Origin of the sequence: Actinomadura kijaniata (genome assembly GCF_014138665.1) — a bacterium.
Lineage (GTDB): Bacteria > Actinomycetota > Actinomycetes > Streptosporangiales > Streptosporangiaceae > Spirillospora > Spirillospora kijaniata.
The window spans coordinates 1-23996 of the sequence record NZ_JACJIA010000009.1; the positions used below are offsets into that span (position 1 = coordinate 1).

Genomic DNA, 23996 nt, shown 5'->3' on the forward strand with positions numbered 1-23996 from the left:
TCCAGCGACGGCATGTCCATCGAGATGCGCGACACCGACGAGGACGTCTTCCGCGCGGCGGAAGAGCTCGGCATCGACCTCTCCCGCCGCCCCAATGAGGGCGCGATGAGCGTCGACGAGGTCTGATCAACTCAAGGGGAAACAAGTTGCTTGACGTCAACTTCTTCGACGAGCTTCGCATCGGCCTCGCGACCGCCGACGACATCCGCCAGTGGTCGCACGGCGAGGTGAAGAAGCCGGAGACGATCAACTACCGGACCCTCAAGCCGGAGAAGGACGGGCTCTTCTGCGAGAAGATCTTCGGCCCGACCCGGGACTGGGAGTGCTACTGCGGTAAGTACAAGCGCGTCCGGTTCAAGGGCATCATCTGCGAGCGCTGCGGCGTCGAGGTGACCCGCGCCAAGGTGCGCCGTGAGCGGATGGGCCACATCGAGCTGGCCGCGCCGGTCACGCACATCTGGTACTTCAAGGGCGTTCCGTCGCGCCTGGGCTACCTGCTGGACCTGGCCCCGAAGGATCTCGAAAAGATCATCTACTTCGCGGCCTACATGATCACCAGCGTGGACGCCGAGCGTCGCGACCGCGACCTGCCGACGCTGGAGGCCCACATCTCCGTGGAGCGCCAGCAGATCGAGCAGGCCCGCGACGCGCAGATCGAGGCGCGCCAGCAGAAGCTGGAGGCCGACCTGGCCGAGCTGGAGGAGGCCGGGGCCAAGGCCGACCAGAAGCGCAAGATCCGCGACGGTGCCGAGCGCGAGATGAAGCAGCTGCGCGACCGCGCGCAGCGCGAGCTCGACCGGCTCGACGAGGTCTGGAGCCGTTTCAAGAACCTCAAGGTCCAGGACCTGGAGGGCGACGAGCTGCTGTACCGGGAGATGCGCGACCGGTTCGGCAAGTACTTCGAGGGCGGCATGGGCGCCGCGGCCATCCAGGCCCGGCTCCAGAACTTCGACCTCGACGCCGAGGCCGAGAAGCTCCGCGAGATCATCCGCACCGGCAAGGGCCAGAAGAAGGCCCGCGCCCTCAAGCGGCTCAAGGTCGTCTCGGCGTTCCTCAACACCCGCAACAGCCCGCTGGGCATGGTGCTGGACTGCATCCCGGTGATCCCGCCGGACCTGCGTCCGATGGTGCAGCTGGACGGTGGCCGCTTCGCGACCTCCGACCTGAACGACCTGTACCGCCGCGTGATCAACCGGAACAACCGGCTCAAGCGCCTCCTCGACCTCGGCGCCCCCGAGATCATCGTGAACAACGAGAAGCGCATGCTTCAGGAGGCCGTGGACGCCCTGTTCGACAACGGCCGTCGCGGCCGTCCCGTCACCGGTCCGGGCAACCGCCCCCTGAAGTCCCTCAGCGACATGCTGAAGGGCAAGCAGGGCCGGTTCCGCCAGAACCTGCTGGGCAAGCGCGTCGACTACTCCGGCCGTTCGGTCATCGTCGTCGGCCCGCAGCTGAAGCTGCACCAGTGCGGTCTGCCCAAGCAGATGGCGCTGGAGCTGTTCAAGCCGTTCGTGATGAAGCGCCTGGTCGACCTGAACCACGCGCAGAACATCAAGAGCGCCAAGCGCATGGTCGAGCGCGCCCGCCCGGTCGTGTGGGACGTGCTGGAAGAGGTCATCACCGAGCACCCGGTGCTGCTCAACCGCGCGCCCACGCTGCACCGTCTGGGCATCCAGGCGTTCGAGCCGCAGCTGGTCGAGGGCAAGGCCATCCAGATCCACCCGCTGGTCTGCACCGCGTTCAACGCGGACTTCGACGGCGACCAGATGGCGGTGCACCTGCCGCTGTCGGCCGAGGCCCAGGCCGAGGCCCGGATCCTGATGCTGTCCACCAACAACATCCTGAAGCCGTCGGACGGCAAGCCCGTCACCATGCCCACCCAGGACATGGTGATCGGCCTCTACTGGCTGACCACGCTGAAGGAGGGCGCTCCCGGCGAGGGCCGCGCGTTCGGCTCGATCGCCGAGGCGATCATGGCCTACGACCGCGGCGAGCTGACGCTCCAGGCCAAGGTGCAGCTCCGCCTGAAGGACGTCCCGCCGCCGCGCGGCTGGCAGGCGCCCGAGGGCTACGAGCCGGGCCAGCCGTACCGCCTGGAGACCACGCTCGGCCGGGCGCTGTTCAACGAGACCCTGCCCGCGGACTTCCCGTTCGTGGACGCGGAGATCGGCAAGAAGCAGCTCTCGGCGATCGTGAACGAGCTGGCCGAGACCTACCCCAAGGTCGAGGTCGCCAACGCGCTGGACGCCCTCAAGAGCGCCGGTTTCCACTGGGCCACCCGGTCCGGTGTGACCATCTCGATCGAGGACGTCGTGACCCCGCCCAACAAGGGCGAGATCATGCTCTCCTACGAGGCCCGCGCCGACAAGGTGCAGCGCGAGTTCAACCGCGGTCTGATCACCGATGACGAGCGCAAGCAGGAGCTCATCGAGATCTGGAACAAGGCCACCGCGGACGTCGCGATGGACATGGAGAAGGCGTTCCCGAAGGAGAACCCGATCTGGATGATGATCCAGTCGGGCGCCCGCGGTAACCCGCTCCAGCTCCGGCAGATCGCCGGTATGCGCGGTCTGGTGTCGAACCCGAAGGGTGAGACCATCCCGCGTCCGATCAAGTCGTCCTTCCGCGAGGGCCTGTCGGTCGTCGAGTACTTCATCTCGACGCACGGCGCCCGCAAGGGTCTGGCCGACACCGCGCTGCGGACCGCCGACTCGGGTTACCTGACCCGTCGTCTGGTGGACGTCGCGCAGGACGTCATCGTGCGCGAGGAGGACTGCGGCACCGACCGCACCATCCCGTTCGAGGTGGCCGAGCGGCTGCCCGACGGCACCCTGGCCAAGCAGGCCGACGGCTCCCTGGTCAAGCTGGCGACCAGCGAGACCAGCCTGGTGGGCCGCACCATCGCCGAGGACGTCGAGGTCGACGGCACGGTCATCTTCCCGGGCGGCACCGACCTGTCCGACTCGGTGATCACGCGGCTGGTCGAGGCCGGGGTGGAGAAGGTCCGCACCCGCAGCGCCCTGGTCTGCGAGGCCAAGATCGGTGTCTGCGCCGCCTGCTACGGCCGCTCGCTGGCCACCGGCAAGCGCGTGGACGTCGGCGAGGCCGTCGGCATCATCGCCGCCCAGTCCATCGGTGAGCCCGGTACGCAGCTGACCATGCGCACCTTCCACACCGGTGGTGTCGCGGGTGGTGACATCACCCACGGTCTGCCGCGTGTCCAGGAGCTGTTCGAGGCCCGCATCCCCAAGGGTGTGGCCCCGATCTCCGAGGTCGCCGGCCGCGTCAAGATCGACGAGACGGAGAAGACCCGCAAGGTCGTCATCGTCCCGGACGACGGCTCCGAGGAGATCGCCTACCAGGTCCCGATGCGGTCCCGGCTGGCGGACGGCGTCCGCGAGGGCGCGCACGTCGAGGTCGGCCAGCAGCTGATCTTCGGTGCCCAGAACCCGCACGAGGTCCTGCGCATCCTCGGCCCCCGCGCCGTGCAGCTGCACCTGGTCCACGAGGTCCAGGAGGTCTACCGCTCGCAGGGTGTGTCGATCCACGACAAGCACATCGAGATCATCGTTCGCCAGATGCTCAAGCGGGTGAACATCCTGGAGTCGGGCGACACCGACCTGCTCCCCGGCGACCTGGTCGAGCGTCCCCTCTTCGAGGAGACCAACCGCGCCGTGGTCGCCGAGGGCGGTCAGCCCGCGGCCGGCCGTCCGGTGCTGATGGGTATCACCAAGGCGTCGCTGGCGACCGAGTCCTGGCTGTCGGCGGCCTCCTTCCAGGAGACCACCCGGGTCCTCACCGAGGCGGCCATGCACGCCAAGAGCGACCCGCTGCTGGGCCTCAAGGAGAACGTCATCATCGGTAAGCTCATCCCGGCCGGTACCGGCATGCCGCAGTACCGCAACGTCCGGGTCGAGCCCACCGAGGAGGCGAAGGCCGCGGTGTACTCGGTCGGCTCCTACGACGACGGCGCCGACTACTCCTTCGGCCAGGGGTCCGGCGAGGCCGTGCCGCTGGAGGAGTACGACTTCGGTCAGTACAACCGCTGACGCGTGACCCGCTGGGACGCGTGACCGGCTGAAGGGCCCCCTCCGAGGGATCGGAGGGGGTCTTCGGCGTTCCGGGGCCGGAACGGGACGTGGCGTTCGTCATGGGGAGAGCAAGGATTTGTGGGGCGGAAGGTGGACCCGGACGGAGAAGATCGAGATCATGGGGCGAGTCGGCCGCTCCGTGCCGGCAGGTGGTGATTTGCGATACCACCGGCTATCGGGGCAGGCTGGTAGACCGGTGGAACCGCCGGGCGGTCGCGTCCGTCAGGTGAGGAGACCGGTGACAGGGCCTGGGGACGGCGTTACGCGCCACGCGTCCCCGGGCGCAGAGACAGGCACGACCCGGGGCGGACGCCCGGGGCGACGGCGCTGAAGGAGCCCGACGATGACCGAGCACGACGGCACGCAGGGACCGCAGTGGCCGCAGCCCGACGACAAGGAACAGGCCACCGAGGGTCCGGCGCCGGAGCAGCAGGACCAGCCGGGGCGGCCGATGCGGCCGGCCGGTGACCGGACCGTGGTGTTCGGCGCGCCGCAGCTGGGCGGCGCCCAGCAGCCGCCCGCCCCGCCGCAGCACCCGGGCCAGCAGCCCGGCGGCCAGCAGCCTCCCGCGCAGCACGACCCCTACGGCGGCCAGCAGGAGCACCAGGCGCCGCCGCCCGCGACGCGCGTCGAGCCGACGCCGTACGCCGGGCAGCAGGACCAGCCGCCCGCGCCGCCGGCCGAGCAGTTCGCGCCGCCGCAGCCGGAGCAGTCGCCGTTCGCCCAGCCGCCCGCCTACGGGCAGCCGCACGAGCAGTACGGGCAGCAGCACGGGCAGCAGTACGGCCAGCAGCCCGGACAGCCGCATGAGCAGTACGGGCAGCAGCCCGAGCAGTACGGCCAGCAGCCCGCCTACGGGCAGCCGGAGCAGTCGCAGTACCCGCAGCAGCCCTACGCCCAGCAGGGCTACGGGCAGCCCGACCCCTACGGCCAGGGCTACGGGCAGCAGCAGCCGCCGCAGCAGGACCAGTTCCCGCCCGCGTTCCAGCAGCCGCCCGGCCAGCACCAGCAGCACGCGCCGCAGCCGGAGGGCGGGCCGCAGCAGGGGTCCGACGAGCGCACGATGATCGTTCCGGGTCCGGGCGCGGAGCCCGAGCGGCCCCGGCCCGTGGTGGACGACGAGGCCACGCGGCACTGGTCGCCGGGCACCGACATCCCCGTCGCCTCCGGTCCCGCGCGCGAGCACGCCGACCACCAGCAGCAGGGCCAGCAGGGGCAGCAGGGCCAGCAGGGTGGCGACAACGAGCGCACCATGATGGTCCCGCCGCCCGAGTCGGGCTTCGGCGCCCAGCCCGCCCCGCCGCCGATGGGCGACGAGCCCTCGCCGTTCGGCGCGCCCGAGCAGCAGGGTGAGGACGCCCGGCCCACGCAGGCGTTCGACCCGTCGGCGCACCAGCCGGGCGGCCAGGCGCAGGGGCAGGGCCTCGGCGACCAGACCCGCATGGACGTGGGCCAGCAGCAGTGGGGCGCGCAGCAGCAGTACGGCCAGGGCGAGGGCCAGCCGCCGCAGGCGCAGTACGGGCAGCAGGGCTTCGGCCAGCAGGACCAGTACGGACAGCAGCAGGGGTTCGGCCAGCAGCAGTACGGCCAGCAGCCCTACGGGCAGCCCGACCAGCAGCAACAGCAGCAGCAGTGGGGCGCGCAGCAGCAGTACGGCCAGGGCGAGGGGCAGCCCCCGCAGGCGCAGTACGGACAGCAGGACCAGTACGGACAGCAGCAGGGCTTCGGCCAGCAGCAGGCGTTCGGGCAGCAGTCCTACCCCGGGTACGAGAACGCCGCCCAGGGCGGCGAGTCCGGCGGCAAGGGCAACAAGAAGCTCATCATGATCGTCGCCGCGGTCGTCGCGCTCGTGGTGATCCTGGTCGTGGCCTTCCTGGCGTTCGGCTAGCAAAGGAACGAAAGATCTTCCGCCCGGCGGGGCGTGATCACGGGACGCCGACGGGTTCTCCGGTCTCCGGACGGGAACATCCGTCGGCGTCCGGCCGTTGGGAGTGGCGTGAAGATGGTTCGCCAGGGCCCCGTCGGCTTGCGCCGGAGGGCCCCGACGCGATAGTGGACGCTCCGCTTTGACCTTTCGCGCGACGGTCGGTAACCTTTCTACTCGTGCCCGCAGTATGCGGGCCGCTCTGCGTGCGCGTGGGCAGGACGCCGATTTGACGGCCACGCCCGGCGCCGCAACTTACTCCCCGGCTTGATTCGGCCCTGCATGGGCCGGGCGGTCCGTGTCAGGTCCACGACAGGACGACACGCCCGACCGCGTGGGTCGGAGAGGTCGGGAAACCGGCAGGTCACAGCCTCAGACGAGGTGGTGATGACGGGTCTCACGCCGTGAGGCCCAGGCAGAACAAGACTTACCGGCTCGGTACGAGGAAGACGGAGACGCGGTGCCCACGATCCAGCAGCTGGTCCGAAAGGGCCGCCAGGACAAGGTGACCAAGAACAAGACGCCGGCGCTCAAGGGCAGCCCCCAGCGCCGGGGTGTCTGCACGCGCGTCTACACGACGACGCCCAAGAAGCCGAACTCCGCGCTTCGCAAGGTCGCTCGTGTCCGGCTGACCAGCGGGATCGAGGTCACGGCCTACATCCCCGGCGTCGGGCACAACCTGCAGGAGCACTCGATCGTGCTCGTGCGCGGCGGCCGTGTGAAGGACCTCCCGGGCGTTCGGTACAAGATCATCCGGGGTTCGCTCGACACCCAGGGTGTGCGGAACCGCAAGCAGGCGCGCAGCCGCTACGGCGCGAAGAAGGAGAAGTAATGCCGCGCAAGGGCCCGGCTGGCAAGCGCCAGCTCATCGCTGACCCGGTGTACAACTCGCCGCTGGTCACCGCGCTGATCAACAAGGTGCTCCTGGACGGCAAGCGCTCCATCGCGCAGTCCATCGTGTACGACGCCCTGGAGGGTTGCCGGGAGAAGACCGGCAACGACCCGGTCGTCACCCTGAAGCGCGCGCTGGACAACGTCAAGCCGACCCTGGAGGTCCGCAGCCGCCGTGTCGGTGGCGCGACCTACCAGGTCCCGGTCGAGGTGCGTCCGGCCCGCTCCACCACCCTCGCGCTGCGCTGGCTGGTGCTCTACGCCCGGCAGCGTCGCGAGAAGACCATGACCGAGCGCCTGATGAACGAGCTGCTCGACGCCTCCAACGGCCTCGGTGCGTCCGTTAAGAAGCGCGAGGACACGCACAAGATGGCGGAGTCCAACAAGGCTTTCGCCCACTACCGCTGGTAACCCGGCGGTTCCTGACTTACGACGAGACGACGCGAGGACACAGTGGCTACCAAAACCGGTGTAGACCTGAGCAAGGTCCGCAACATCGGCATCATGGCCCACATCGACGCGGGCAAGACCACGACGACCGAGCGCATCCTGTACTACACCGGGATGAGCTACAAGATCGGCGAGGTCCACGACGGCGCGGCCACCATGGACTGGATGGAGCAGGAGCAGGAGCGGGGGATCACCATCACCTCCGCGGCCACCACCTGCACCTGGCCGGTCGAGGACGTCAAGCACACCATCAACATCATCGACACTCCGGGCCACGTCGACTTCACGGTCGAGGTGGAGCGCTCGCTGCGCGTCCTGGACGGTGCCGTCGCGGTGTTCGACGGTGTGGCCGGTGTCGAGCCGCAGTCCGAGACCGTGTGGCGCCAGGCCGACCGGTACAACGTGCCGCGCATCTGCTTCGTCAACAAGCTGGACCGTGTCGGCGCGGAGTTCCACCGCTGCGTCGACATGATCAAGGACCGTCTGCAGGCCACCCCGCTGGTCATGCAGCTGCCGATCGGTGCCGAGGCCGACTTCAAGGGCGTCATCGACCTGGTCCGCATGAAGGCCCTGGTCTGGAACGAAGAGGCCAAGCTCGGTGAGATGTACGACATCGTCGACATCCCCGACACGCACGTCGAGGCCGCCCGCGAGGGCCGCGACAACCTGATCGAGACGCTCGCCGAGGGCGACGACGAGATCATGGAGATCTACCTGGAGGGCGGCGAGCCCACCATCGAGCAGATCTACCCGGCGGTCCGTCGCGCCACCATCGCCGGCAACCTGACTCCGGTGCTGTGCGGCACCGCGTTCAAGAACAAGGGCGTGCAGCCCCTGCTGGACGCGATCGTGCGCTACCTGCCGTCGCCGCTGGACGTCGAGGCCATCGAGGGCCACGCCGTCCGCGACGAGGAGAAGGCGCTCGTCCGCAAGCCGAGCGAGGACGAGCCGTTCTCCGCGCTGGCCTTCAAGATCGCCTCTGACCCGCACCTGGGCAAGCTGACCTTCGTGCGCGTCTACTCCGGCGTTCTGGAGTCCGGGTCGACCGTGATGAACTCCGTCAAGGAGCGCAAGGAGCGGATCGGCAAGATCTACCGGATGCACGCCAACAAGCGTGAGGAGATCGACCGCGTGGGCGCCGGCGACATCGTCGCCGTCATGGGTCTGAAGCAGACCACCACCGGTGAGACCCTCTGCGACGAGAAGGACCCCATCGTCCTCGAGTCGATGAACTTCCCGGCGCCGGTGATCCACGTCGCGATCGAGCCGAAGACCAAGGCCGACCAGCAGAAGCTGGGCACCGCGATCCAGCGCCTGGCCGAGGAGGACCCCTCCTTCCAGGTGCGCACCGACGAGGAGACCGGCCAGACCGTGATCTCCGGTATGGGCGAGCTCCACCTGGAGATCCTCGTCGACCGGATGAAGCGCGAGTTCAAGGTCGACGCCAACGTCGGCAAGCCGCAGGTGGCCTACCGCGAGACCATCACCAAGAAGGTCGAGAAGGTCGAGTACACCCACAAGAAGCAGACGGGTGGCTCCGGCCAGTTCGGCCGCGTGATCATCGACCTCGAGCCGCTGGGCGAGGGGAACGACGGTTACGAGTTCGAGAACAAGGTCACCGGTGGCCGCATCCCGCGGGAGTACATCCCTTCGGTGGACGCGGGATGCCAGGAGGCCGCCGAGTTCGGTGTTCTCGCCGGCTACCCCATGGTGGGCGTGAAGGTCACCCTTCAGGACGGTGCCTACCACGAGGTGGACTCCTCGGAAATGGCGTTCAAGGTCGCCGGTTCCATGGCGTTCAAGGAGGCCGCCCGCAGGGCCGGGGCGACCATCCTCGAGCCCATGATGGCGGTCGAGGTCACCACGCCCGAGGAGAACATGGGCGACGTGATCGGAGACATCAACAGCCGCCGCGGTCAGGTCCAGCAGATGGACGAGCGCGCCGGCATGCGGGTCGTCAAGGCTCTCGTCCCCCTGTCCGAGATGTTCGGCTACGTGGGTGATCTGCGCAGCAAGACCCAGGGCCGGGCTGTTTTCACCATGCAGTTCGACTCCTACGCCGAGGTTCCCAACAACGTCGCGCAGGAGATCATCTCCAAGGCGCGGGGCGAGTAAGTACCCGGCCTGTCACAGATCACCAGGCAGCACATCGAAGCGGCCGCCAGTCGGCCGAGGATCGCAACAAGGAGCAACAGTGGCGAAGGCCAAGTTCGAGCGGACCAAGCCGCACGTGAACATCGGCACCATCGGTCACATCGACCACGGTAAGACCACCCTTACCGCGGCGATCACCAAGGTGCTGCACGACAAGTACCCGGACATCAACCCCTTCACGCCGTTCGAGGACATCGACAAGGCGCCGGAGGAGCGCGAGCGCGGTATCACCATCTCCATCGCGCACGTCGAGTACCAGACCGAGTCGCGCCACTACGCCCACGTCGACTGCCCCGGTCACGCCGACTACATCAAGAACATGATCACCGGTGCCGCCCAGATGGACGGCGCGATCCTGGTGGTCGCCGCGACCGACGGCCCGATGCCGCAGACCAAGGAGCACGTCCTCCTGGCCCGCCAGGTCGGCGTTCCCTACATCGTCGTCGCGCTGAACAAGTGCGACATGGTGGACGACGAGGAGATCCTGGAGCTCGTCGAGCTCGAGGTCCGCGAGCTGCTGTCCGAGTACGAGTTCCCGGGCGACGACGTCCCGGTCGTGCGCGTGTCCGCCTTCCAGGCCCTGCAGGGCGACGAGAAGTGGGCCGAGTCCATCCTCGAGCTGATGAACGCGGTCGACGAGAACGTCCCCGAGCCGCAGCGTGACACCGACAAGCCGTTCCTGATGCCGATCGAGGACGTCTTCTCGATCACCGGCCGCGGCACCGTGGTGACCGGCCGCATCGAGCGCGGTGTCGTGAACGTCAACGAGGAAGTCGAGATCATCGGCATCCGCGAGGAGCACTCGAAGACCACCGTCACCGGTGTCGAGATGTTCCGCAAGCTGCTGGACCAGGGCCAGGCCGGTGACAACGTCGGTCTGCTGCTGCGCGGCATCAAGCGCGAGGACGTCGAGCGCGGCCAGTGTGTCATCAAGCCGGGCACCAACACCCCGCACACCGAGTTCGAGGCGCAGGTCTACATCCTGTCCAAGGACGAGGGTGGCCGCCACACCCCGTTCTTCAACAACTACCGTCCGCAGTTCTACTTCCGGACCACGGACGTCACCGGCGTGGTGCACCTTCCCGAAGGTGTCGAGATGGTCATGCCGGGCGACAACACCGAGATGCGCGTCGAGCTGATCCAGCCCGTCGCCATGGAGGAGGGCCTGAAGTTCGCCATCCGTGAGGGTGGTCGGACCGTCGGCGCCGGTCGCGTCACCAAGATCCTCAAGTAACACCCTCGTGCAATGCGGCGGGCCCCGGCCGCCGGAAGATCGGCCGGGCCCGCCGCACCACGAAGTCCAGAAGTAACAGCGGCACTACCAGTAAAGGACACCGAGGCCACCATGGCGGGACAGAAGATCCGCATCCGGCTCAAGGCCTACGACCACGAGGTCATCGACACCTCCGCGAAGAAGATCGTTGAGACGGTGACGCGGACGGGCGCCAAGGTCGCGGGCCCGGTGCCGCTGCCGACCGAGAAGAACGTGTACTGCGTCATCCGCTCGCCGCACAAGTACAAGGACAGCCGCGAGCACTTCGAGATGCGCACGCACAAGCGGTTGATCGACATCATCGACCCGACGCCCAAGACCGTCGACTCGCTGATGCGACTCGACCTGCCGGCCGGCGTTGACATCGAGATCAAGCTCTAAGGGACGCACCCAGATATGAGTACGCAGAGGAAGGGCGTCCTGGGCGAGAAGCTCGGCATGACCCAGGTCTTCGACGATGAGGGCCGGATCGTTCCGGTGACCGTCGTCCAGGCCGGGCCGTGTGTCGTGACCCAGCTCCGCACCCAGGAGACCGACGGATACACCGCCGTTCAGATCGGGTTCGGGCAGATCGACCCCCGCAAGGTGAACAAGCCTTCCGCGGGTCACTTCGCCAAGGCCGGCGTCACGCCGCGCCGCTACCTGGCGGAGCTGCGGGTCGACGACACCACCGAGTTCGAACTCGGCCAGGAGATCAACGCCGGCGTCTTCGAGGCCGGCCAGAAGATCGACGTGACCGGCACCTCCAAGGGCAAGGGCACCGCTGGTGTCATGAAGCGCCACGGCTTCCGTGGTCTGGGCGCTTCGCACGGTACCCAGCGCAAGCACCGCTCGCCGGGCTCGATCGGCGGCTGCGCGACCCCCGGTCGCGTGTTCAAGGGCCTCCGCATGGCGGGACGGCACGGCAACGCCCGTACCACCGTGCAGAACCTGACCATCCACGCCATCGACGCCGAGAAGAACCTGCTCCTCATCAAGGGCGCGGTTCCCGGCCCCAACGGCGGTCTGGTCCTGGTCCGCGACGCAGTGAAGGGGACCGGCAAGTGACCACCAAGCTCGACATCGACCTGCCCTCCGAGATCTTCGACGCGAAGACCTCCGTCCCGCTGATCCACCAGGTCGTGGTGGCGCAGCTGGCCGCGGCTCGTCAGGGCACCCACTCCACCAAGACCCGGGGCGAGGTCTCCGGTGGTGGCAAGAAGCCGTACCGGCAGAAGGGCACCGGCCGCGCGCGCCAGGGTTCGACCCGCGCGCCGCAGTTCGCCGGTGGTGGCACCGTCCACGGCCCGCAGCCGCGCGACTACTCGCAGCGGACGCCCAAGAAGATGAAGGCCGCCGCCCTGCGTGGCGCCCTGTCCGACCGCGCCCGCTTCGGCCGGGTCGTGATCGTCGACAACCTCATCGAGGGCGACGCCCCGAAGACGAAGACCGCTCTGGCGAACCTGCGTGGCGTCACCGACGCCCGGCGCGTCCTGGTGGTCCTCGACCGTGAGGACGAGGTCACCTGGAAGAGCCTGCGCAACGAGCCGAGCGTGCACATCCTCGTCTCCGACCAGCTCAACACCTACGACGTGATGGTGAACGACGTCGTGGTCTTCACGCAGAAGGCCTACGACGAGTTCGTCTCGCGCGCGGCGAAGAAGTAAGGAGGGTCCGGAATGAACAAGATCGCCGACCCCCGTGACATCATCATCGCGCCGGTCGTCTCGGAGAAGAGCTACGGCCTTCTCGACGAGAACAAGTACACGTTCGTGGTCCGTCCGGACGCCAACAAGACGCAGATCAAGCAGGCCGTCGAGGCCGTGTTCGGCGTCAAGGTGACGAACGTCAACACGATCAACCGGCAGGGTAAGCGCAAGCGCACCCGGTTCGGCTACGGCAAGCGCAAGGACACCAAGCGCGCCATCGTCAGCCTGGCCGAGGGCGAGCGGATCGACATCTTCGGTGGCCCGGCCTAAATAGCCCGGCCCGCCCGGAGATCAGAAAAGGGATGAACGAAAAAGATGGGCATCCGTAAGTACAAGCCGACGACTCCCGGTCGTCGCGGGTCCAGCGTGGCCGACTTCGTCGAGATCACGCGCCGCGAACCGGAGAAGTCGCTGCTGCGTCCGCTCCCCAAGAAGGGCGGCCGTAACAACCACGGCCGGATCACCACCCGCCACCAGGGTGGCGGCCACAAGCGCGCCTACCGGGTGATCGACTTCCGTCGTCACGACAAGGACGGGGTCCCCGCCAAGGTCGCGCACATCGAGTACGACCCGAACCGCACCGCGCGCATCGCGCTGCTGCACTACGCCGACGGCGAGAAGCGCTACATCCTCGCGCCGCAGGGCCTGAAGCAGGGCGACCGCGTCGAGAACGGCCCCGGGTCGGACATCAAGCCGGGCAACTGCCTGCCGCTGCGCAACATCCCGACCGGTACGGTCGTCCACGCCATCGAGCTCAAGCCCGGTGGCGGCGCGAAGATCGCCCGTTCGGCCGGTGTCGGCGTCCAGCTGCTGGCCAAGGAGGGCAAGTACGCCACCCTGCGTATGCCCTCCGGCGAGATGCGCATGGTCGACGTCCGCTGCCGCGCCACCGTCGGTGAGGTCGGCAACGCCGAGCAGTCGAACATCAACTGGGGCAAGGCCGGCCGTATGCGCTGGAAGGGCAAGCGCCCGACCGTCCGCGGTGTGGCCATGAACCCGATCGACCACCCGCACGGTGGTGGTGAGGGCAAGACCTCCGGTGGTCGCCACCCGGTCAACCCCAAGGGCAAGAAGGAAGGCCGCACCCGCCAGGCCAACAAGGCCAGCGACCGGCTGATCGTCCGTCGGCGCAGCAAGAAGAAGCGGTAGGAGTAGCCCGACATGCCACGTAGCCTTAAGAAGGGCCCCTTCGTGGACGACCACCTGATGAAGAAGGTGGAAGTCCAGAACGACAAGGGGACGAAGAACGTCATCAAGACGTGGTCCCGGCGCTCCATGATCGTGCCGGACATGATCGGTCACACGATCGCCGTGCACGACGGCCGCAAGCACGTGCCGGTGTTCATCACCGACGCCATGGTGGGCCACAAGCTGGGCGAGTTCGCGCCGACGCGGACGTTCCGCAGCCACGTCAAGGAAGACCGCCGCAGCCGCCGAGGCTGAGCAGGCAGAAAGATCGTAGGAGAGAGGGAACAGCGATGGAAGCCAGGGCCCAGGCGCGGTTCATCCGCGTCACGCCCAGGAAGGCCCGCCGCGTGGTGGACCTCATCCGCGGCCTGCCTGCCGCGGAGGCTCAGGCGGTGCTGCGGTTCGCCCCCCAGGCTGCGAGTGAGCCGGTGGGCAAGGTGCTGGCGAGTGCCATCGCCAACGCCGAGCACAACTTCAAGCTCGACTCGGACACGCTCGTCGTGAGTCGTGCGTGGGTGGACGAGGGCCCGACCCTCAAGCGTTTCCGCCCCCGCGCCCAGGGCCGGGCTTACCGCATCAACAAGCGCACCAGCCACATCACGGTGGTCGTTGAGTCGCGGGACGAGGCGTCGGCGGCCGGCGGTAAGAAGACGAGGAGGGCCCGGTAGTGGGTCAGAAGATCAACCCGCACGGGTTCCGGCTCGGCATCACCACCGACCACAAGTCCGTGTGGTTCGCCGACAAGCTGTACAAGGACTACGTCAAGGAAGACGTCCAGATCCGGCGCATGCTGCAGAAGGGCATGGACCGGGCGGGCATCTCCAAGGTGGCCATCGAGCGCACCCGTGACCGCGTCGAGGTGAACATCCACACCGCGCGTCCGGGCATCGTGATCGGCCGCCGTGGCGCCGAGGCCGAGCGTCTCCGGGGCGACCTGGAGAAGCTGACCGGCAAGCAGGTCCGGCTGAACATCCTCGAGGTCAAGAACCCCGAGGTCGACGCCCAGCTGGTCGCTCAGGCCGTGGCCGAGCAGCTGTCCAGCCGTGTCGCGTTCCGTCGCGCCATGCGCAAGGCCATCCAGTCCGCCATGAAGTCCGGCGCCAAGGGCATCAAGGTCCAGTGCTCCGGTCGTCTGGGCGGCGCCGAGATGTCCCGGTCCGAGTTCTACCGCGAGGGCCAGGTCCCGCTGCACACGCTGCGCGCCGACATCGACTACGGGTTCTACGAGGCCCGTACGACCTTCGGCCGCATCGGCGTCAAGGTGTGGATCTACAAGGGCGACGCCGCGCAGACCCGCGCCGAGCGTGAGGCCCAGGCCGCCCAGCAGCGCGCCGCCGGTGGCGGTCGCGGTGGTGAGCGTCGCGGCGGCGAGCGCCGCGGTGGCGGCGGCGGCGAGCGTCGTGGCGGTGGCCGCGGCGGTCGTGGCGGTCGCGGCGGTGAGCGCGGCGGCGAGGGCGCGCCCAAGCAGCAGCAGAACACCGAGCAGCCGGCCCCCGCCGCTGAGGCTGCTCCGACTGGTGAGGGGAGCTGAAACCGATGCTGATCCCTCGTAAGGTCAAGCACCGCAAGCAGCACCACCCGAAGCGCCGGGGAATGGCCAAGGGCGGCACGAAGGTTACCTTCGGTGAGTACGGCATCCAGGCCGTCGAGGGCGCCTACGTGACCAACCGCCAGATCGAGGCGGCTCGTATCGCCATGACCCGCCACATCAAGCGTGGCGGCAAGGTCTGGATCAACATCTTCCCGGACCGCCCGCTGACCAAGAAGCCCGCCGAGACCCGCATGGGTTCCGGTAAGGGTTCGGTCGAGTGGTGGGTGGCCAACGTGAAGCCGGGCCGCGTGATGTTCGAGATCTCCTACCCGAACGAGCAGATCGCTCGGGAGGCGCTCACCCGCGCGATCCACAAGCTGCCGATGAAGTGCAAGATCGTGAAGCGAGAGGCGGGTGAGTCCTGATGGCCAAGGGTCTTACCGCCGACGAGCTGCGGACCGAGCCTGAGGACGTCCTGGTCACCAAGCTGAAGGAAGCCAAGGAGGAGCTGTTCAACCTCCGCTTCCAGGCCGCTACCGGCCAGCTGGAGAGCCACGGGCGGCTGCGCACCGTGAAGCGCGAGATCGCTCGCATCTACACCGTGATGCGTGAGCGCGAGCTCGGCATCGTCACGGTCGCCGAGGACGCCGCGGAGGGCAAGGACAATGGCTGAGCAGACCGAGAAGCGGAGCACCCGCAAGGTCCTCGAGGGCCTGGTGGTCAGCGACAAGATGGACAAGACCGTGGTCGTGTCCGTCGAGGACCGGGTCAAGCACGCGAAGTACCACAAGGTGATCCGCCGGACCACCAAGTACAAGGCGCACGACGAGGCCAACGAGTGTGGCGTCGGCGACCGCGTCCGTCTCATGGAGACCCGCCCGCTGTCAGCGAACAAGCGCTGGCGCGTGGTGGAGATCCTTGAGAAGGCCAAGTAATTACTGGTTCCGCCAGGCTGGGCCCAATCGATGAACCGAAGGCCCAGAACCGGTGTGACGAACAGGAGTTGACGTGATCCAGCAGGAGTCGCGACTCAAGGTCGCCGACAACACGGGTGCGAAGGAGATCCTTTGCATCCGGGTTCTCGGCGGCTCGGGTCGGCGCTACGCGGGAGTCGGCGACATCATCGTCGCGACGGTGAAGGACGCCCTTCCCGGCGCTGGCGTTAAGAAGGGTGACGTCGTCAAGGCGGTCGTCGTGCGCACCCGCAAGGAGCGCCGGCGTCCGGACGGCTCCTACATCCGCTTCGACGAGAACGCGGCCGTCCTGATCAAGGACGGCGGAGACCCCCGCGGCACCCGAATCTTCGGCCCCGTGGGCCGTGAACTGCGCGAGAAGAAGTTCATGCGCATCATCTCGCTCGCGCCGGAGGTGCTGTGATGAAGATCAAGAAGGGTGACGAGGTCATCGTCATCGCCGGCAAGGACAAGGGCGCGACGGGCAGGGTGCTGCGCGTCGACCCGCGCTCCGAGCGCGTTGTCGTCGAGGGCGTCAACATCATCACCAAGAACATCAAGGCCGACGCCGCACGGGCCGGCAAGGAGAGCGGCCAGGTCAAGGTCGAGGCGCCGCTGCACGTCAGCAACGTCGCCCTGGTCGAGGACGGCAAGCCGGTCCGCGCGGGCTACCGCGTCGACGAGGACGGCACCAAGGTCCGCGTCTCCCGCCGTTCCGGCAAGGAGATCTGACGATGACCGAGACCGTTACCGAGCGCCCCGTCCCGCAGCCGCGCCTGAAGCTTCGCTACCGCGAGGAAATCGTGAAGGCGATGCAGGAGCAGTTCGGCTACTCCAACGTGATGCTGGTTCCCGGTCTGACCAAGATCGTGGTCAACATGGGTGTCGGCGACGCCGCCAAGGACGCCAAGCTCATCGAGGGCGCCGTCCGCGACCTGACCGCGATCACCGGCCAGAAGCCGGCCGTGAACCGCGCCAAGAAGTCGATCGCCCAGTTCAAGCTGCGCGAGGGCATGCCGATCGGCGCCCACGTGACGCTGCGCGGCGACCGGATGTGGGAGTTCCTGGACCGTCTGCTGTCCACGGCCCTTCCCCGCATCCGTGACTTCCGCGGCCTGTCGCCGAAGCAGTTCGACGGCAACGGGAACTACACCTTCGGTCTGACCGAGCAGGTCATGTTCCACGAGGTCGACCCCGACAAGATCGACCGCGTGCGTGGCATGGACATCACCCTGGTCACCACGGCCAAGACCGACGATGAGGGCCGGGCGCTGCTGAAGCTCCTGGGCTTCCCGTTCAAGGAGAACTGAGCGAAATGGCGAAGAAGTCCCTGATCGCCAAGGCGGCCCGCAAGCCCAAGTTCGGCGTGCGCGCGTACACTCGTTGCTCGCGCTGCGGGCGTCCCCGCTCCGTCTACCGGAAGTTCGGCCTGTGCCGTGTCTGCTTCCGCGAGATGGCGCACCGGGGCGAGCTGCCCGGCATCACCAAGTCCAGCTGGTAAAGGGCGTGTTCGGCCCCCCGAACCGTGCTGAACGGCCAGGGGGGCCGCCCTTTGCAGCCTGTGTAATAACCACCGGGCACCTGACGAAGGTGCCCATGACCACGCCAAAGGTCCGACAAGGAAACCGTGGCGAGGGAGGGCCTGTAGGCCATGACGATGACCGACCCGATCGCAGACATGTTGACGCGTCTGCGTAACGCGAATTCGGCGTACCACGACAGCGTGGCGATGCCGTACTCGAAGATCAAGGCGCACATCGCCGAGATCCTCCAGCAGGAGGGCTACATCTCGGGCTGGAGCGTGGAGGACGCCGAGGTCGGCAAGAAGCTCGTGATCGAGCTCAAGTTCGGTCCGACCCGTGAGCGTTCGATCGCCGGTATCAAGCGCGTCTCGAAGCCGGGTCTGCGCGTGTACGCGAAGAAGGACAACCTGCCCAAGGTCCTGGGCGGCCTGGGCGTCGCGATCATCTCGACGTCCTCCGGCCTCATGACCGACCGGCAGGCCGGCAAGCGCGGCGTGGGCGGCGAAGTCCTCGCCTACGTCTGGTAGAGGGGAGGGCTTAACAAATGTCTCGCATTGGACGTCTCCCCGTTACCGTGCCCAGCGGCGTCGAGGTGAAGATCGACGGGCGTGAGGTCACCGTCAAGGGCCCCAAGGGCACCCTGTCGCACACCGTGGCCGAGCCGATCGAGGTGAAGCTGGAGGACGGTACCGTCACCGTCGCCCGGCCGAACGACATCAACACCGTTCGCGCCCTGCACGGGCTCACCCGCTCGCTGATCAACAACATGGTGGTCGGCGTGACCGAGGGGTACAAGAAGACCCTCGTGATCCAGGGTGTCGGTTACCGCGTGGTGGCCAAGGGGCAGAACCTGGAGTTCTCGCTCGGCTACAGCCACCCGATCGTGGTCGAGCCCCCGGAGGGCATCAAGTTCACGGTCGAGAAGCCGACCCAGCTCGTTGTCGAGGGCATCGACAAGCAGAAGGTCGGCGAGGTCGCCGCCAACATTCGTAAGCTGCGCAAGCCCGACCCCTACAAGGGCAAGGGCGTCCGCTACGAGGGCGAGCAGATCCGCCGCAAGGTCGGAAAGGCTGGTAAGTAGTCATGGCAGGCACCAAGACCCTGGCCGGCAAGGCCACGTCGGCGCGGGCCAAGTCCCGCAAGCGCCGGCACCTGCGGGTCCGCAAGAAGGTCGTCGGTTCCACCGCACGCCCTCGCCTGGTCGTGACCCGCTCGACCAAGCACGTGTTCGTCCAGGTCATCGACGACAGCAAGGGCCACACCGTGGCCTACGCCTCGACGATGGAGGCGGACCTGCGCGCCGACTCCGCCGACAAGACCGCCAAGTCCCGCAAGGTCGGCGAGCTCGTCGCCCAGCGGGCCAAGGAGGCCGGCGTCACCGCTGTGGTCTTCGACCGTGGCGGCAACAAGTACCACGGCCGCGTCGCCGCTGTGGCGGACGGCGCGCGCGAGGGGGGCCTGAAGCTCTGATGGGCCTCACGACCGAAGAGAAGAGGAACCACTGATGGCAGCGCAGAGGCGCGGTGGCGGTCAGGGTGGCGACCGTCGCGACGGCCGCCGCGACGACCGCCGCGGTGGCGCCGACAAGGGTCAGTCGTACATCGAGAAGGTCGTGGCGATCAACCGGGTCGCCAAGGTCGTCAAGGGCGGTCGCCGTTTCAGCTTCACCGCCCTGGTGATCGTCGGTGACGGCAACGGCACCGTCGGCGTCGGCTACGGCAAGGCCAAGGAGGTGCCCGCGGCGATCGCCAAGGGTGTCGAGGAGGCCAAGAAGCACTTCTTCAAGGTGCCGCGGATCCAGGGCACCATCCCGCACACCGTTCAGGGTGAGGCGGCGGCGGGCGTGGTCCTGCTGCGTCCGGCCGCTCCCGGTACCGGTGTGATCGCGGGTGGCCCGGTGCGCGCGGTGCTGGAGTGCGCCGGCATCCACGACGTGCTGAGCAAGTCGCTGGGCACCGACAACGCGATCAACATCGTGCACGCGACCGTCGCCGGTCTGAAGGCCCTCAAGCGGCCCGAGGAGATCGCGGCCAAGCGCGGTCTGCCGATCGAGGACGTCGCCCCCGCCGCGATGCTGCGGGCGCGCGCGGCCGGCTCCGAGCCGCGGCAGGAGGTCGCCGCCTCATGAGCCAGCTGAAGATCACGCAGATCAAGTCCGTGATCAGCGAGAAGCAGAACCAGCGTGACACGCTGCGCACCCTGGGCCTCAAGAAGATCGGGCAGAGCACCGTTCGCGAGGACAACCAGCAGATCCGCGGCATGATCCGGACGGTGGCGCACCTGGTCACCGTCGAGGAGGTCGACTGACATGGCGGACGCCAACGAGGGCACCCCCCTCAAGGTGCACGACCTGCGTCCGGCCCCGGGTGCCAACCGCGCCAAGACCCGCAAGGGTCGCGGTGAGGCGTCCAAGGGCAAGACCGCCGGTCGCGGCACCAAGGGCACCAAGGCCCGCAGCACCGTCCCCGTCGGGTTCGAGGGCGGCCAGATGCCCCTGATCCGTCGGGTCCCGAAGCTCAAGGGCTTCAAGAACCCCAACCGGGTCGAGTTCCAGGTCGTGAACCTGGACAAGCTCGCCGCCCTCTACCCCGAGGGTGGCGAGGTGACCGCCGAGGACCTGGCGGCCAAGGGCGCGGTTCGCCGCAACCAGCCGGTCAAGGTCCTGGGCACCGGCGAGATCTCGGTCGCGGTGCAGGTGAAGGCGCACGCCTTCTCCGCCTCCGCGAAGGAGAAGATCGCCGCTGCCGGCGGCACCGCCGAAGAGCTGTAAGCAACACCATGAAGCCGAGGCCGTGTTCGCCTTGCGCTGAGGGCCGAAAGGTCCGCGCGCCGGAGAACACGGCCTCGGCGTCATCTGCTGTTAGAGTCTCACCGGCGATGGTGCTCCCACCGACGGACTTCCGACGGAACCGCGCCGCCGCCTCTGGAATTGGAACCGGCCCCTCGGCTGCCATGGATACGTCAGTCGCGCAGGAGGAATGGTGCTGACCGCGTTCGCTCGGGCTTTCCGTACGCCCGACCTGCGTAAGAAATTGTTGTTCACGCTGTTCATCATCGTGGTGTTCCGGATCGGCTCGTTGCTGCCGTCTCCCGGCGTGAACACCAAGGTGCTGGCGGAGACCGCCGAGGCGGCCAAGAACAGCAACAACCTCTACGGCCTCGTCGACCTGTTCAGCGGTGGCGCGCTGCTCAAGCTGTCGGTCTTCGCGCTGGGCATCATGCCCTACATCACCGCGAGCATCATCCTGCAGCTGCTGACGGTGGTGATCCCGAGGCTGGAGGCCCTCAAGAAGGAGGGCCAGGCCGGGACGACGAAGATCACTCAGTACACGCGTTACCTGACGATCGGCCTGGCGATCCTGCAGGCGACCGGCATCGTGGCGATGGCCTCGACCGGTCAGCTGTTCCAGGGCGTGGCCGGCGGCGGTGACATCCTGTACAAGACCGACCTGTTCACCATCATCACCATCGTGGTGGTGATGACCGCGGGCACCTCGGTCATCATGTGGCTGGGCGAGCTGATCACCGACCGCGGCGTCGGCAACGGCATGTCCATCCTGATCTTCACCCAGGTCGTCGCCATCTTCCCCGCCCAGTTCTGGAGCATCTACACCCAGAAGGGCGCCTTCGTCTTCACGCTGGTGCTCATCGTCGGTCTGGCGATCATGGCGGGCGTCGTGTTCGTCGAGCAGGCCCAGCGCCGCATCCCGGTGCAGTACGCCAAGCGCATGGTGGGCCGCCGCATGTACGGCGGGACCTCCACCTACATCCCGCTGAAGGTGAACCAGGCGGGCATCATCCCCGTGATCTTCGCCTCGTCGCTGCTGTACCTGCCGGTGCTGGCGACCCAGCTGTGGCCGAACACCAAGTGGCTGCAGAAGGTCCAGCCCTACCTTCAGCAGGACAACCCGTGGCACATGGGCGTGTTCTTCGCCTTCATCATCTTCTTCACGTACTTCTACGTCGCCATCACCTTCAACCCCACTGAAGTCGCCGACAACATGAAGAAGTATGGTGGGTTCATCCCAGGCATCCGTCCGGGTCGGCCGACCGCCGAGTACCTCGACTACGTGCTGACCCGGGTCACCACCCCCGGTGCGCTCTACCTGGGACTCGTCTCGCTGATCCCCATGGTCGCGTTCGCCCTTCTGAAGGCGACCAACGACTTCCCGTTCGGCGGGACGAGCATTCTCATCATCGTCGGCGTCGGACTGGATACCGTGAAGCAGATCGAATCTCAGCTCCAGCAGCGCAACTACGAGGGCTTCCTCCGGTAAATGCGTATCGTGCTGGTGGGCCCCCCCGGAGCGGGCAAGGGGACGCAGGCCCAGTTCATCGCCTCGCATCTGTCGATCCCGAAGATCTCGACGGGTGACATCTTCCGCGCCAACGTCAGCGGCGGCACCGAGCTCGGCCGCAAGGCCAAGGAGTTCATGGACCGCGGCGACCTGGTCCCCGACGAGATCACCATCGAGATGGTCCGGGACCGGCTGGCCGAGGACGATGCCACCGACGGGTTCCTGCTCGACGGATTCCCGCGCAACGTGCCCCAGGCCGAGACGCTCAAGAAGATGCTCGCCGAGATGGACACCCGTCTCGACGTGGTGCTCGAACTCGTCGTCGACGAGGAGGAGGTCGTCCGGCGGCTGTCGGGCCGCCGGACCTGCGCCGGCTGCGAGAAGATCTGGCACGTCGACTTCGACGACAAGCAGGACGACATCTGCGACGACTGCGGCGGCCGGCTGTTCCAGCGGGACGACGACAAGGAAGAGGTCGTCCGGCACCGCCTCGAGGTCTACCAGGAACAAACGGCTCCGCTGGTGCAGTTCTACGCTGACGAGGGCATTCTGGTCGGCATCGACGCGACCGGCCCGGTCGAGGAAGTCACCCAGCGCGCTCTGGCCGCCCTGCGTCCGTACGAGAAGTGACCCCCTCGGCCCGCTACTGAGGGGGAGAGATGTTCCGACGCCGTAAGCCCGCCATCCAGATCAAGACGGCCGAGCAGGTCGAGCTGATGCGGAAGGCGGGCCTGCTGGTCGGTCAGACGCTGGGGCTGCTGCGCGACGCGGTCAAGCCGGGGATCACCACCCTGGACCTGGACCGCCTCGCCGAGGCCCACATCCGCGACAACGGCGGCATCCCGTCGTTCAAGGGCTACCACGGCTTCACCGGCACGATCTGCGCCTCGGTCAACGAGGAGATCGTGCACGGCATCCCGCGCCCCGACAAGGTGCTGGGCGAGGGCGACATCATCTCCATCGACTGCGGCGCGATCGTGGAGGGCTGGCACGGCGACTCGGCGATCACGGTTCCGGTGGGGGAGATCACCCCCGGGCTCCGCAGGCTGCTGGACGTGACCGAGGCGTCGATGTGGCACGGCCTGGCGGCCGGGGTCGCGGGGGCGCGGCTGACGGACATGTCGCACGCGATCGAGGCGTACGTCCGCTCGCAGGGCGACTACGGGATCGTCGAGGGCTACGGCGGTCACGGCATCGGCACCGAGATGCACATGGACCCGCTGATCCCCAACCACGGCGCCCCGGGCCACGGCCCGGTGCTGGAGGTCGGGATGTGCTTCGCGGTGGAGCCGATGGTCAACCTCGGCACCAAGGACACCGAGGAGCTGGACGACGGCTGGACGGTCGTGACGACCGACGGCAGGTACTCCGCCCACTTCGAGCACACCTTCGCCGTCACCGAGAACGGCCCCCGCGTGCTCACGGCCCTCGACGAGGGCAGCGAGTGGTTCGCCAAGCTGAAGGCGTGACGGCGTTTCGCGTGCTCGCGGCTCTTGACGAGGACCGGGAGTGGTTCGCGAAGCTGGGGTAAGTAAGAGCCACACCCTCCGAGCCACACCCCACCCTCCGAAGGGACCGGTCCATGGCACCGAACCCTGACATCCGGGCCTCGGACGCCGACCGCGACCGGGTCGCGTCGGCGCTCCGTGAGCACTGCGCCCAGGGCCGCATCACCATCGACGAGCTGAACGAGCGACTGGAGTCCGTCTACGCCGCCCGCACGCTGGGGGACCTGGAGGCGGTCACCGCGGACCTGCCCGAGGAGGACCTGTACCAGCTCCCGGTCCCGGCGGCGCAGAAGACCACCGGCGGGCTGCCGGCGCCGCGTTCCGGCGCGGGGGCGCTGGAGCGGTTCGGCGGGCGGGGCGCGTGGGCGACCTGGGCGGCGGTCAGCGGGATCAACCTGGCGATCTGGGCGATTCTGCTGGTGGCCGTCGGTCCGGTGTACCCGTGGTGGATCTGGGTGGCCGGGCCCTGGGGCGCGGCGCTGCTGATCGGATCGCTGCTGGGGTCCGGGCGGCGCGACTGAGAC

The 23996-nt window shown here is 67.9% G+C and carries 31 protein-coding genes; all 31 read left to right on the top strand.

The annotated features are described in order from the left end of the window. Positions 1 to 146 precede the first annotated feature (146 nt). The 31 genes from HNR61_RS29625 (at position 147) to HNR61_RS29775 (ending at position 23993) form a co-directional block, all read left to right on the top strand. Positions 147 to 4049, top strand: coding sequence for a DNA-directed RNA polymerase subunit beta' (locus HNR61_RS29625; protein WP_182846489.1), 3903 nt, complete (start codon positions 147 to 149; stop codon positions 4047 to 4049). Between the two features lie 385 nt (positions 4050 to 4434). Further along, positions 4435 to 5979: a hypothetical protein gene (locus tag HNR61_RS29630; protein WP_182846490.1), complete on the top strand. Its 1545-nt coding sequence runs from the start codon at positions 4435 to 4437 to the stop codon at positions 5977 to 5979. A 496-nt stretch (positions 5980 to 6475) separates the two neighbouring features. Further along, a complete protein-coding gene (gene rpsL / locus HNR61_RS29635; protein ID WP_067832642.1) occupies positions 6476 to 6847 on the top strand; it encodes a 30S ribosomal protein S12 in 372 nt (123 codons plus the stop codon). After that, positions 6847 to 7317 carry a 30S ribosomal protein S7 gene (gene rpsG, locus HNR61_RS29640; protein WP_067832644.1) on the top strand — a complete coding sequence of 157 codons (471 nt, stop codon included), beginning with the start codon at positions 6847 to 6849 and terminating at the stop codon, positions 7315 to 7317. Before rpsL ends, rpsG begins: the two co-directional genes overlap by 1 nt. A 42-nt stretch (positions 7318 to 7359) precedes the next feature. Beyond that, on the top strand, positions 7360 to 9471 hold the full coding sequence (fusA, locus tag HNR61_RS29645) for an elongation factor G (protein ID WP_067832647.1): 2112 nt from the start codon (positions 7360 to 7362) through the stop codon (positions 9469 to 9471). Positions 9472 to 9550: 79 nt separating this feature from the next. Continuing rightward, positions 9551 to 10744 (top strand): elongation factor Tu, encoded by a 1194-nt coding sequence (gene tuf / locus HNR61_RS29650; RefSeq protein ID WP_067832650.1) that lies wholly within the window; start codon positions 9551 to 9553, stop codon positions 10742 to 10744. A gap of 111 nt (positions 10745 to 10855) precedes the next feature. Beyond that, positions 10856 to 11164 carry a 30S ribosomal protein S10 gene (gene rpsJ, locus HNR61_RS29655; RefSeq protein WP_018657599.1) on the top strand — a complete coding sequence of 103 codons (309 nt, stop codon included), beginning with the start codon at positions 10856 to 10858 and terminating at the stop codon, positions 11162 to 11164. Positions 11165 to 11179: 15 nt separating this feature from the next. After that, positions 11180 to 11830, top strand: coding sequence for a 50S ribosomal protein L3 (gene rplC / locus HNR61_RS29660; protein ID WP_067822881.1), 651 nt, complete (start codon positions 11180 to 11182; stop codon positions 11828 to 11830). Continuing rightward, entirely contained in the window at positions 11827 to 12429 is a 603-nt protein-coding gene (rplD, locus tag HNR61_RS29665; RefSeq protein WP_067822878.1) for a 50S ribosomal protein L4, read from the top strand. Before rplC ends, rplD begins: the two co-directional genes overlap by 4 nt. A gap of 12 nt (positions 12430 to 12441) precedes the next feature. Further along, positions 12442 to 12741, top strand: coding sequence for a 50S ribosomal protein L23 (rplW, locus tag HNR61_RS29670; RefSeq protein ID WP_067822876.1), 300 nt, complete (start codon positions 12442 to 12444; stop codon positions 12739 to 12741). Between the two features lie 45 nt (positions 12742 to 12786). Then, a complete protein-coding gene (gene rplB / locus HNR61_RS29675; protein WP_067822873.1) occupies positions 12787 to 13620 on the top strand; it encodes a 50S ribosomal protein L2 in 834 nt (277 codons plus the stop codon). A gap of 12 nt (positions 13621 to 13632) precedes the next feature. Further along, positions 13633 to 13914 carry a 30S ribosomal protein S19 gene (gene rpsS, locus HNR61_RS29680; protein WP_067822870.1) on the top strand — a complete coding sequence of 94 codons (282 nt, stop codon included), beginning with the start codon at positions 13633 to 13635 and terminating at the stop codon, positions 13912 to 13914. Between the two features lie 35 nt (positions 13915 to 13949). Continuing rightward, positions 13950 to 14327 (top strand): 50S ribosomal protein L22, encoded by a 378-nt coding sequence (rplV, locus tag HNR61_RS29685; RefSeq protein ID WP_067822867.1) that lies wholly within the window; start codon positions 13950 to 13952, stop codon positions 14325 to 14327. Further along, positions 14327 to 15190, top strand: coding sequence for a 30S ribosomal protein S3 (gene rpsC / locus HNR61_RS29690; RefSeq protein WP_182846491.1), 864 nt, complete (start codon positions 14327 to 14329; stop codon positions 15188 to 15190). The genes rplV and rpsC overlap by 1 nt, the downstream gene beginning before the upstream one ends. A 5-nt stretch (positions 15191 to 15195) precedes the next feature. Continuing rightward, on the top strand, positions 15196 to 15615 hold the full coding sequence (gene rplP / locus HNR61_RS29695; protein WP_067822861.1) for a 50S ribosomal protein L16: 420 nt from the start codon (positions 15196 to 15198) through the stop codon (positions 15613 to 15615). Further along, complete coding sequence (rpmC, locus tag HNR61_RS29700; RefSeq protein WP_067822858.1) at positions 15615 to 15863, top strand: 50S ribosomal protein L29; 249 nt, start codon at positions 15615 to 15617, stop codon at positions 15861 to 15863. Before rplP ends, rpmC begins: the two co-directional genes overlap by 1 nt. After that, positions 15856 to 16125, top strand: coding sequence for a 30S ribosomal protein S17 (gene rpsQ / locus HNR61_RS29705; protein WP_067822855.1), 270 nt, complete (start codon positions 15856 to 15858; stop codon positions 16123 to 16125). Before rpmC ends, rpsQ begins: the two co-directional genes overlap by 8 nt. Before the next feature lie 73 nt (positions 16126 to 16198). Then, the gene (gene rplN / locus HNR61_RS29710) at positions 16199 to 16567 is read left to right on the top strand and encodes a 50S ribosomal protein L14 (RefSeq protein WP_021596728.1); all 369 of its coding nucleotides are present in this window, start codon (positions 16199 to 16201) and stop codon (positions 16565 to 16567) included. Then, complete coding sequence (gene rplX / locus HNR61_RS29715) at positions 16567 to 16875, top strand: 50S ribosomal protein L24 (RefSeq protein ID WP_067822853.1); 309 nt, start codon at positions 16567 to 16569, stop codon at positions 16873 to 16875. The genes rplN and rplX overlap by 1 nt, the downstream gene beginning before the upstream one ends. Positions 16876 to 16877: 2 nt before the next feature. Beyond that, positions 16878 to 17453, top strand: coding sequence for a 50S ribosomal protein L5 (gene rplE / locus HNR61_RS29720; protein ID WP_067822850.1), 576 nt, complete (start codon positions 16878 to 16880; stop codon positions 17451 to 17453). A gap of 5 nt (positions 17454 to 17458) precedes the next feature. Beyond that, the gene (locus HNR61_RS29725) at positions 17459 to 17644 is read left to right on the top strand and encodes a type Z 30S ribosomal protein S14 (RefSeq protein WP_018657585.1); all 186 of its coding nucleotides are present in this window, start codon (positions 17459 to 17461) and stop codon (positions 17642 to 17644) included. 150 nt (positions 17645 to 17794) lie between these two features. Next, complete coding sequence (gene rpsH / locus HNR61_RS29730; protein WP_067487220.1) at positions 17795 to 18193, top strand: 30S ribosomal protein S8; 399 nt, start codon at positions 17795 to 17797, stop codon at positions 18191 to 18193. 17 nt (positions 18194 to 18210) lie between these two features. Continuing rightward, complete coding sequence (gene rplF, locus HNR61_RS29735) at positions 18211 to 18747, top strand: 50S ribosomal protein L6 (RefSeq protein WP_182846492.1); 537 nt, start codon at positions 18211 to 18213, stop codon at positions 18745 to 18747. Between the two features lie 2 nt (positions 18748 to 18749). After that, entirely contained in the window at positions 18750 to 19136 is a 387-nt protein-coding gene (gene rplR / locus HNR61_RS29740) for a 50S ribosomal protein L18 (RefSeq protein ID WP_182846493.1), read from the top strand. A gap of 34 nt (positions 19137 to 19170) precedes the next feature. Beyond that, positions 19171 to 19794 (top strand): 30S ribosomal protein S5, encoded by a 624-nt coding sequence (rpsE, locus tag HNR61_RS29745; RefSeq protein ID WP_067822838.1) that lies wholly within the window; start codon positions 19171 to 19173, stop codon positions 19792 to 19794. After that, a complete protein-coding gene (gene rpmD / locus HNR61_RS29750; RefSeq protein ID WP_067822836.1) occupies positions 19791 to 19973 on the top strand; it encodes a 50S ribosomal protein L30 in 183 nt (60 codons plus the stop codon). Before rpsE ends, rpmD begins: the two co-directional genes overlap by 4 nt. A gap of 1 nt (position 19974) precedes the next feature. Next, positions 19975 to 20436 (top strand): 50S ribosomal protein L15, encoded by a 462-nt coding sequence (gene rplO / locus HNR61_RS29755; protein WP_067822833.1) that lies wholly within the window; start codon positions 19975 to 19977, stop codon positions 20434 to 20436. A gap of 211 nt (positions 20437 to 20647) precedes the next feature. After that, complete coding sequence (gene secY, locus HNR61_RS29760; protein WP_182846773.1) at positions 20648 to 21943, top strand: preprotein translocase subunit SecY; 1296 nt, start codon at positions 20648 to 20650, stop codon at positions 21941 to 21943. Beyond that, positions 21944 to 22594, top strand: coding sequence for an adenylate kinase (locus tag HNR61_RS29765; protein WP_067822830.1), 651 nt, complete (start codon positions 21944 to 21946; stop codon positions 22592 to 22594). Between the two features lie 29 nt (positions 22595 to 22623). After that, on the top strand, positions 22624 to 23433 hold the full coding sequence (gene map / locus HNR61_RS29770) for a type I methionyl aminopeptidase (RefSeq protein WP_182846494.1): 810 nt from the start codon (positions 22624 to 22626) through the stop codon (positions 23431 to 23433). Positions 23434 to 23546: 113 nt separating this feature from the next. After that, positions 23547 to 23993 (top strand): DUF1707 SHOCT-like domain-containing protein, encoded by a 447-nt coding sequence (locus HNR61_RS29775; protein WP_182846495.1) that lies wholly within the window; start codon positions 23547 to 23549, stop codon positions 23991 to 23993. Positions 23994 to 23996: the final 3 nt, after the last annotated feature.

Coding starts and splice junctions, on each gene's coding strand:
- rpsQ (WP_067822855.1), top strand. CDS start 15,856: ATGGCTGAGCAGACCGAGAAGCGGAGCACCCGCAAGGTCCTCGAGGGC.
- rplV (WP_067822867.1), top strand. CDS start 13,950: ATGGAAGCCAGGGCCCAGGCGCGGTTCATCCGCGTCACGCCCAGGAAG.
- rplC (WP_067822881.1), top strand. CDS start 11,180: ATGAGTACGCAGAGGAAGGGCGTCCTGGGCGAGAAGCTCGGCATGACC.
- rplP (WP_067822861.1), top strand. CDS start 15,196: ATGCTGATCCCTCGTAAGGTCAAGCACCGCAAGCAGCACCACCCGAAG.
- map (WP_182846494.1), top strand. CDS start 22,624: ATGTTCCGACGCCGTAAGCCCGCCATCCAGATCAAGACGGCCGAGCAG.
- rpsS (WP_067822870.1), top strand. CDS start 13,633: ATGCCACGTAGCCTTAAGAAGGGCCCCTTCGTGGACGACCACCTGATG.
- rpsJ (WP_018657599.1), top strand. CDS start 10,856: ATGGCGGGACAGAAGATCCGCATCCGGCTCAAGGCCTACGACCACGAG.
- rplX (WP_067822853.1), top strand. CDS start 16,567: ATGAAGATCAAGAAGGGTGACGAGGTCATCGTCATCGCCGGCAAGGAC.
- rpmC (WP_067822858.1), top strand. CDS start 15,615: ATGGCCAAGGGTCTTACCGCCGACGAGCTGCGGACCGAGCCTGAGGAC.
- rpsE (WP_067822838.1), top strand. CDS start 19,171: ATGGCAGCGCAGAGGCGCGGTGGCGGTCAGGGTGGCGACCGTCGCGAC.
- HNR61_RS29765 (WP_067822830.1), top strand. CDS start 21,944: ATGCGTATCGTGCTGGTGGGCCCCCCCGGAGCGGGCAAGGGGACGCAG.
- HNR61_RS29775 (WP_182846495.1), top strand. CDS start 23,547: ATGGCACCGAACCCTGACATCCGGGCCTCGGACGCCGACCGCGACCGG.
- rplE (WP_067822850.1), top strand. CDS start 16,878: ATGACCGAGACCGTTACCGAGCGCCCCGTCCCGCAGCCGCGCCTGAAG.
- rpsH (WP_067487220.1), top strand. CDS start 17,795: ATGACGATGACCGACCCGATCGCAGACATGTTGACGCGTCTGCGTAAC.
- rplF (WP_182846492.1), top strand. CDS start 18,211: ATGTCTCGCATTGGACGTCTCCCCGTTACCGTGCCCAGCGGCGTCGAG.
- rplW (WP_067822876.1), top strand. CDS start 12,442: ATGAACAAGATCGCCGACCCCCGTGACATCATCATCGCGCCGGTCGTC.
- rplO (WP_067822833.1), top strand. CDS start 19,975: ATGGCGGACGCCAACGAGGGCACCCCCCTCAAGGTGCACGACCTGCGT.
- rpmD (WP_067822836.1), top strand. CDS start 19,791: ATGAGCCAGCTGAAGATCACGCAGATCAAGTCCGTGATCAGCGAGAAG.
- rplB (WP_067822873.1), top strand. CDS start 12,787: ATGGGCATCCGTAAGTACAAGCCGACGACTCCCGGTCGTCGCGGGTCC.
- rpsG (WP_067832644.1), top strand. CDS start 6,847: ATGCCGCGCAAGGGCCCGGCTGGCAAGCGCCAGCTCATCGCTGACCCG.
- HNR61_RS29630 (WP_182846490.1), top strand. CDS start 4,435: ATGACCGAGCACGACGGCACGCAGGGACCGCAGTGGCCGCAGCCCGAC.
- HNR61_RS29725 (WP_018657585.1), top strand. CDS start 17,459: ATGGCGAAGAAGTCCCTGATCGCCAAGGCGGCCCGCAAGCCCAAGTTC.
- rplR (WP_182846493.1), top strand. CDS start 18,750: ATGGCAGGCACCAAGACCCTGGCCGGCAAGGCCACGTCGGCGCGGGCC.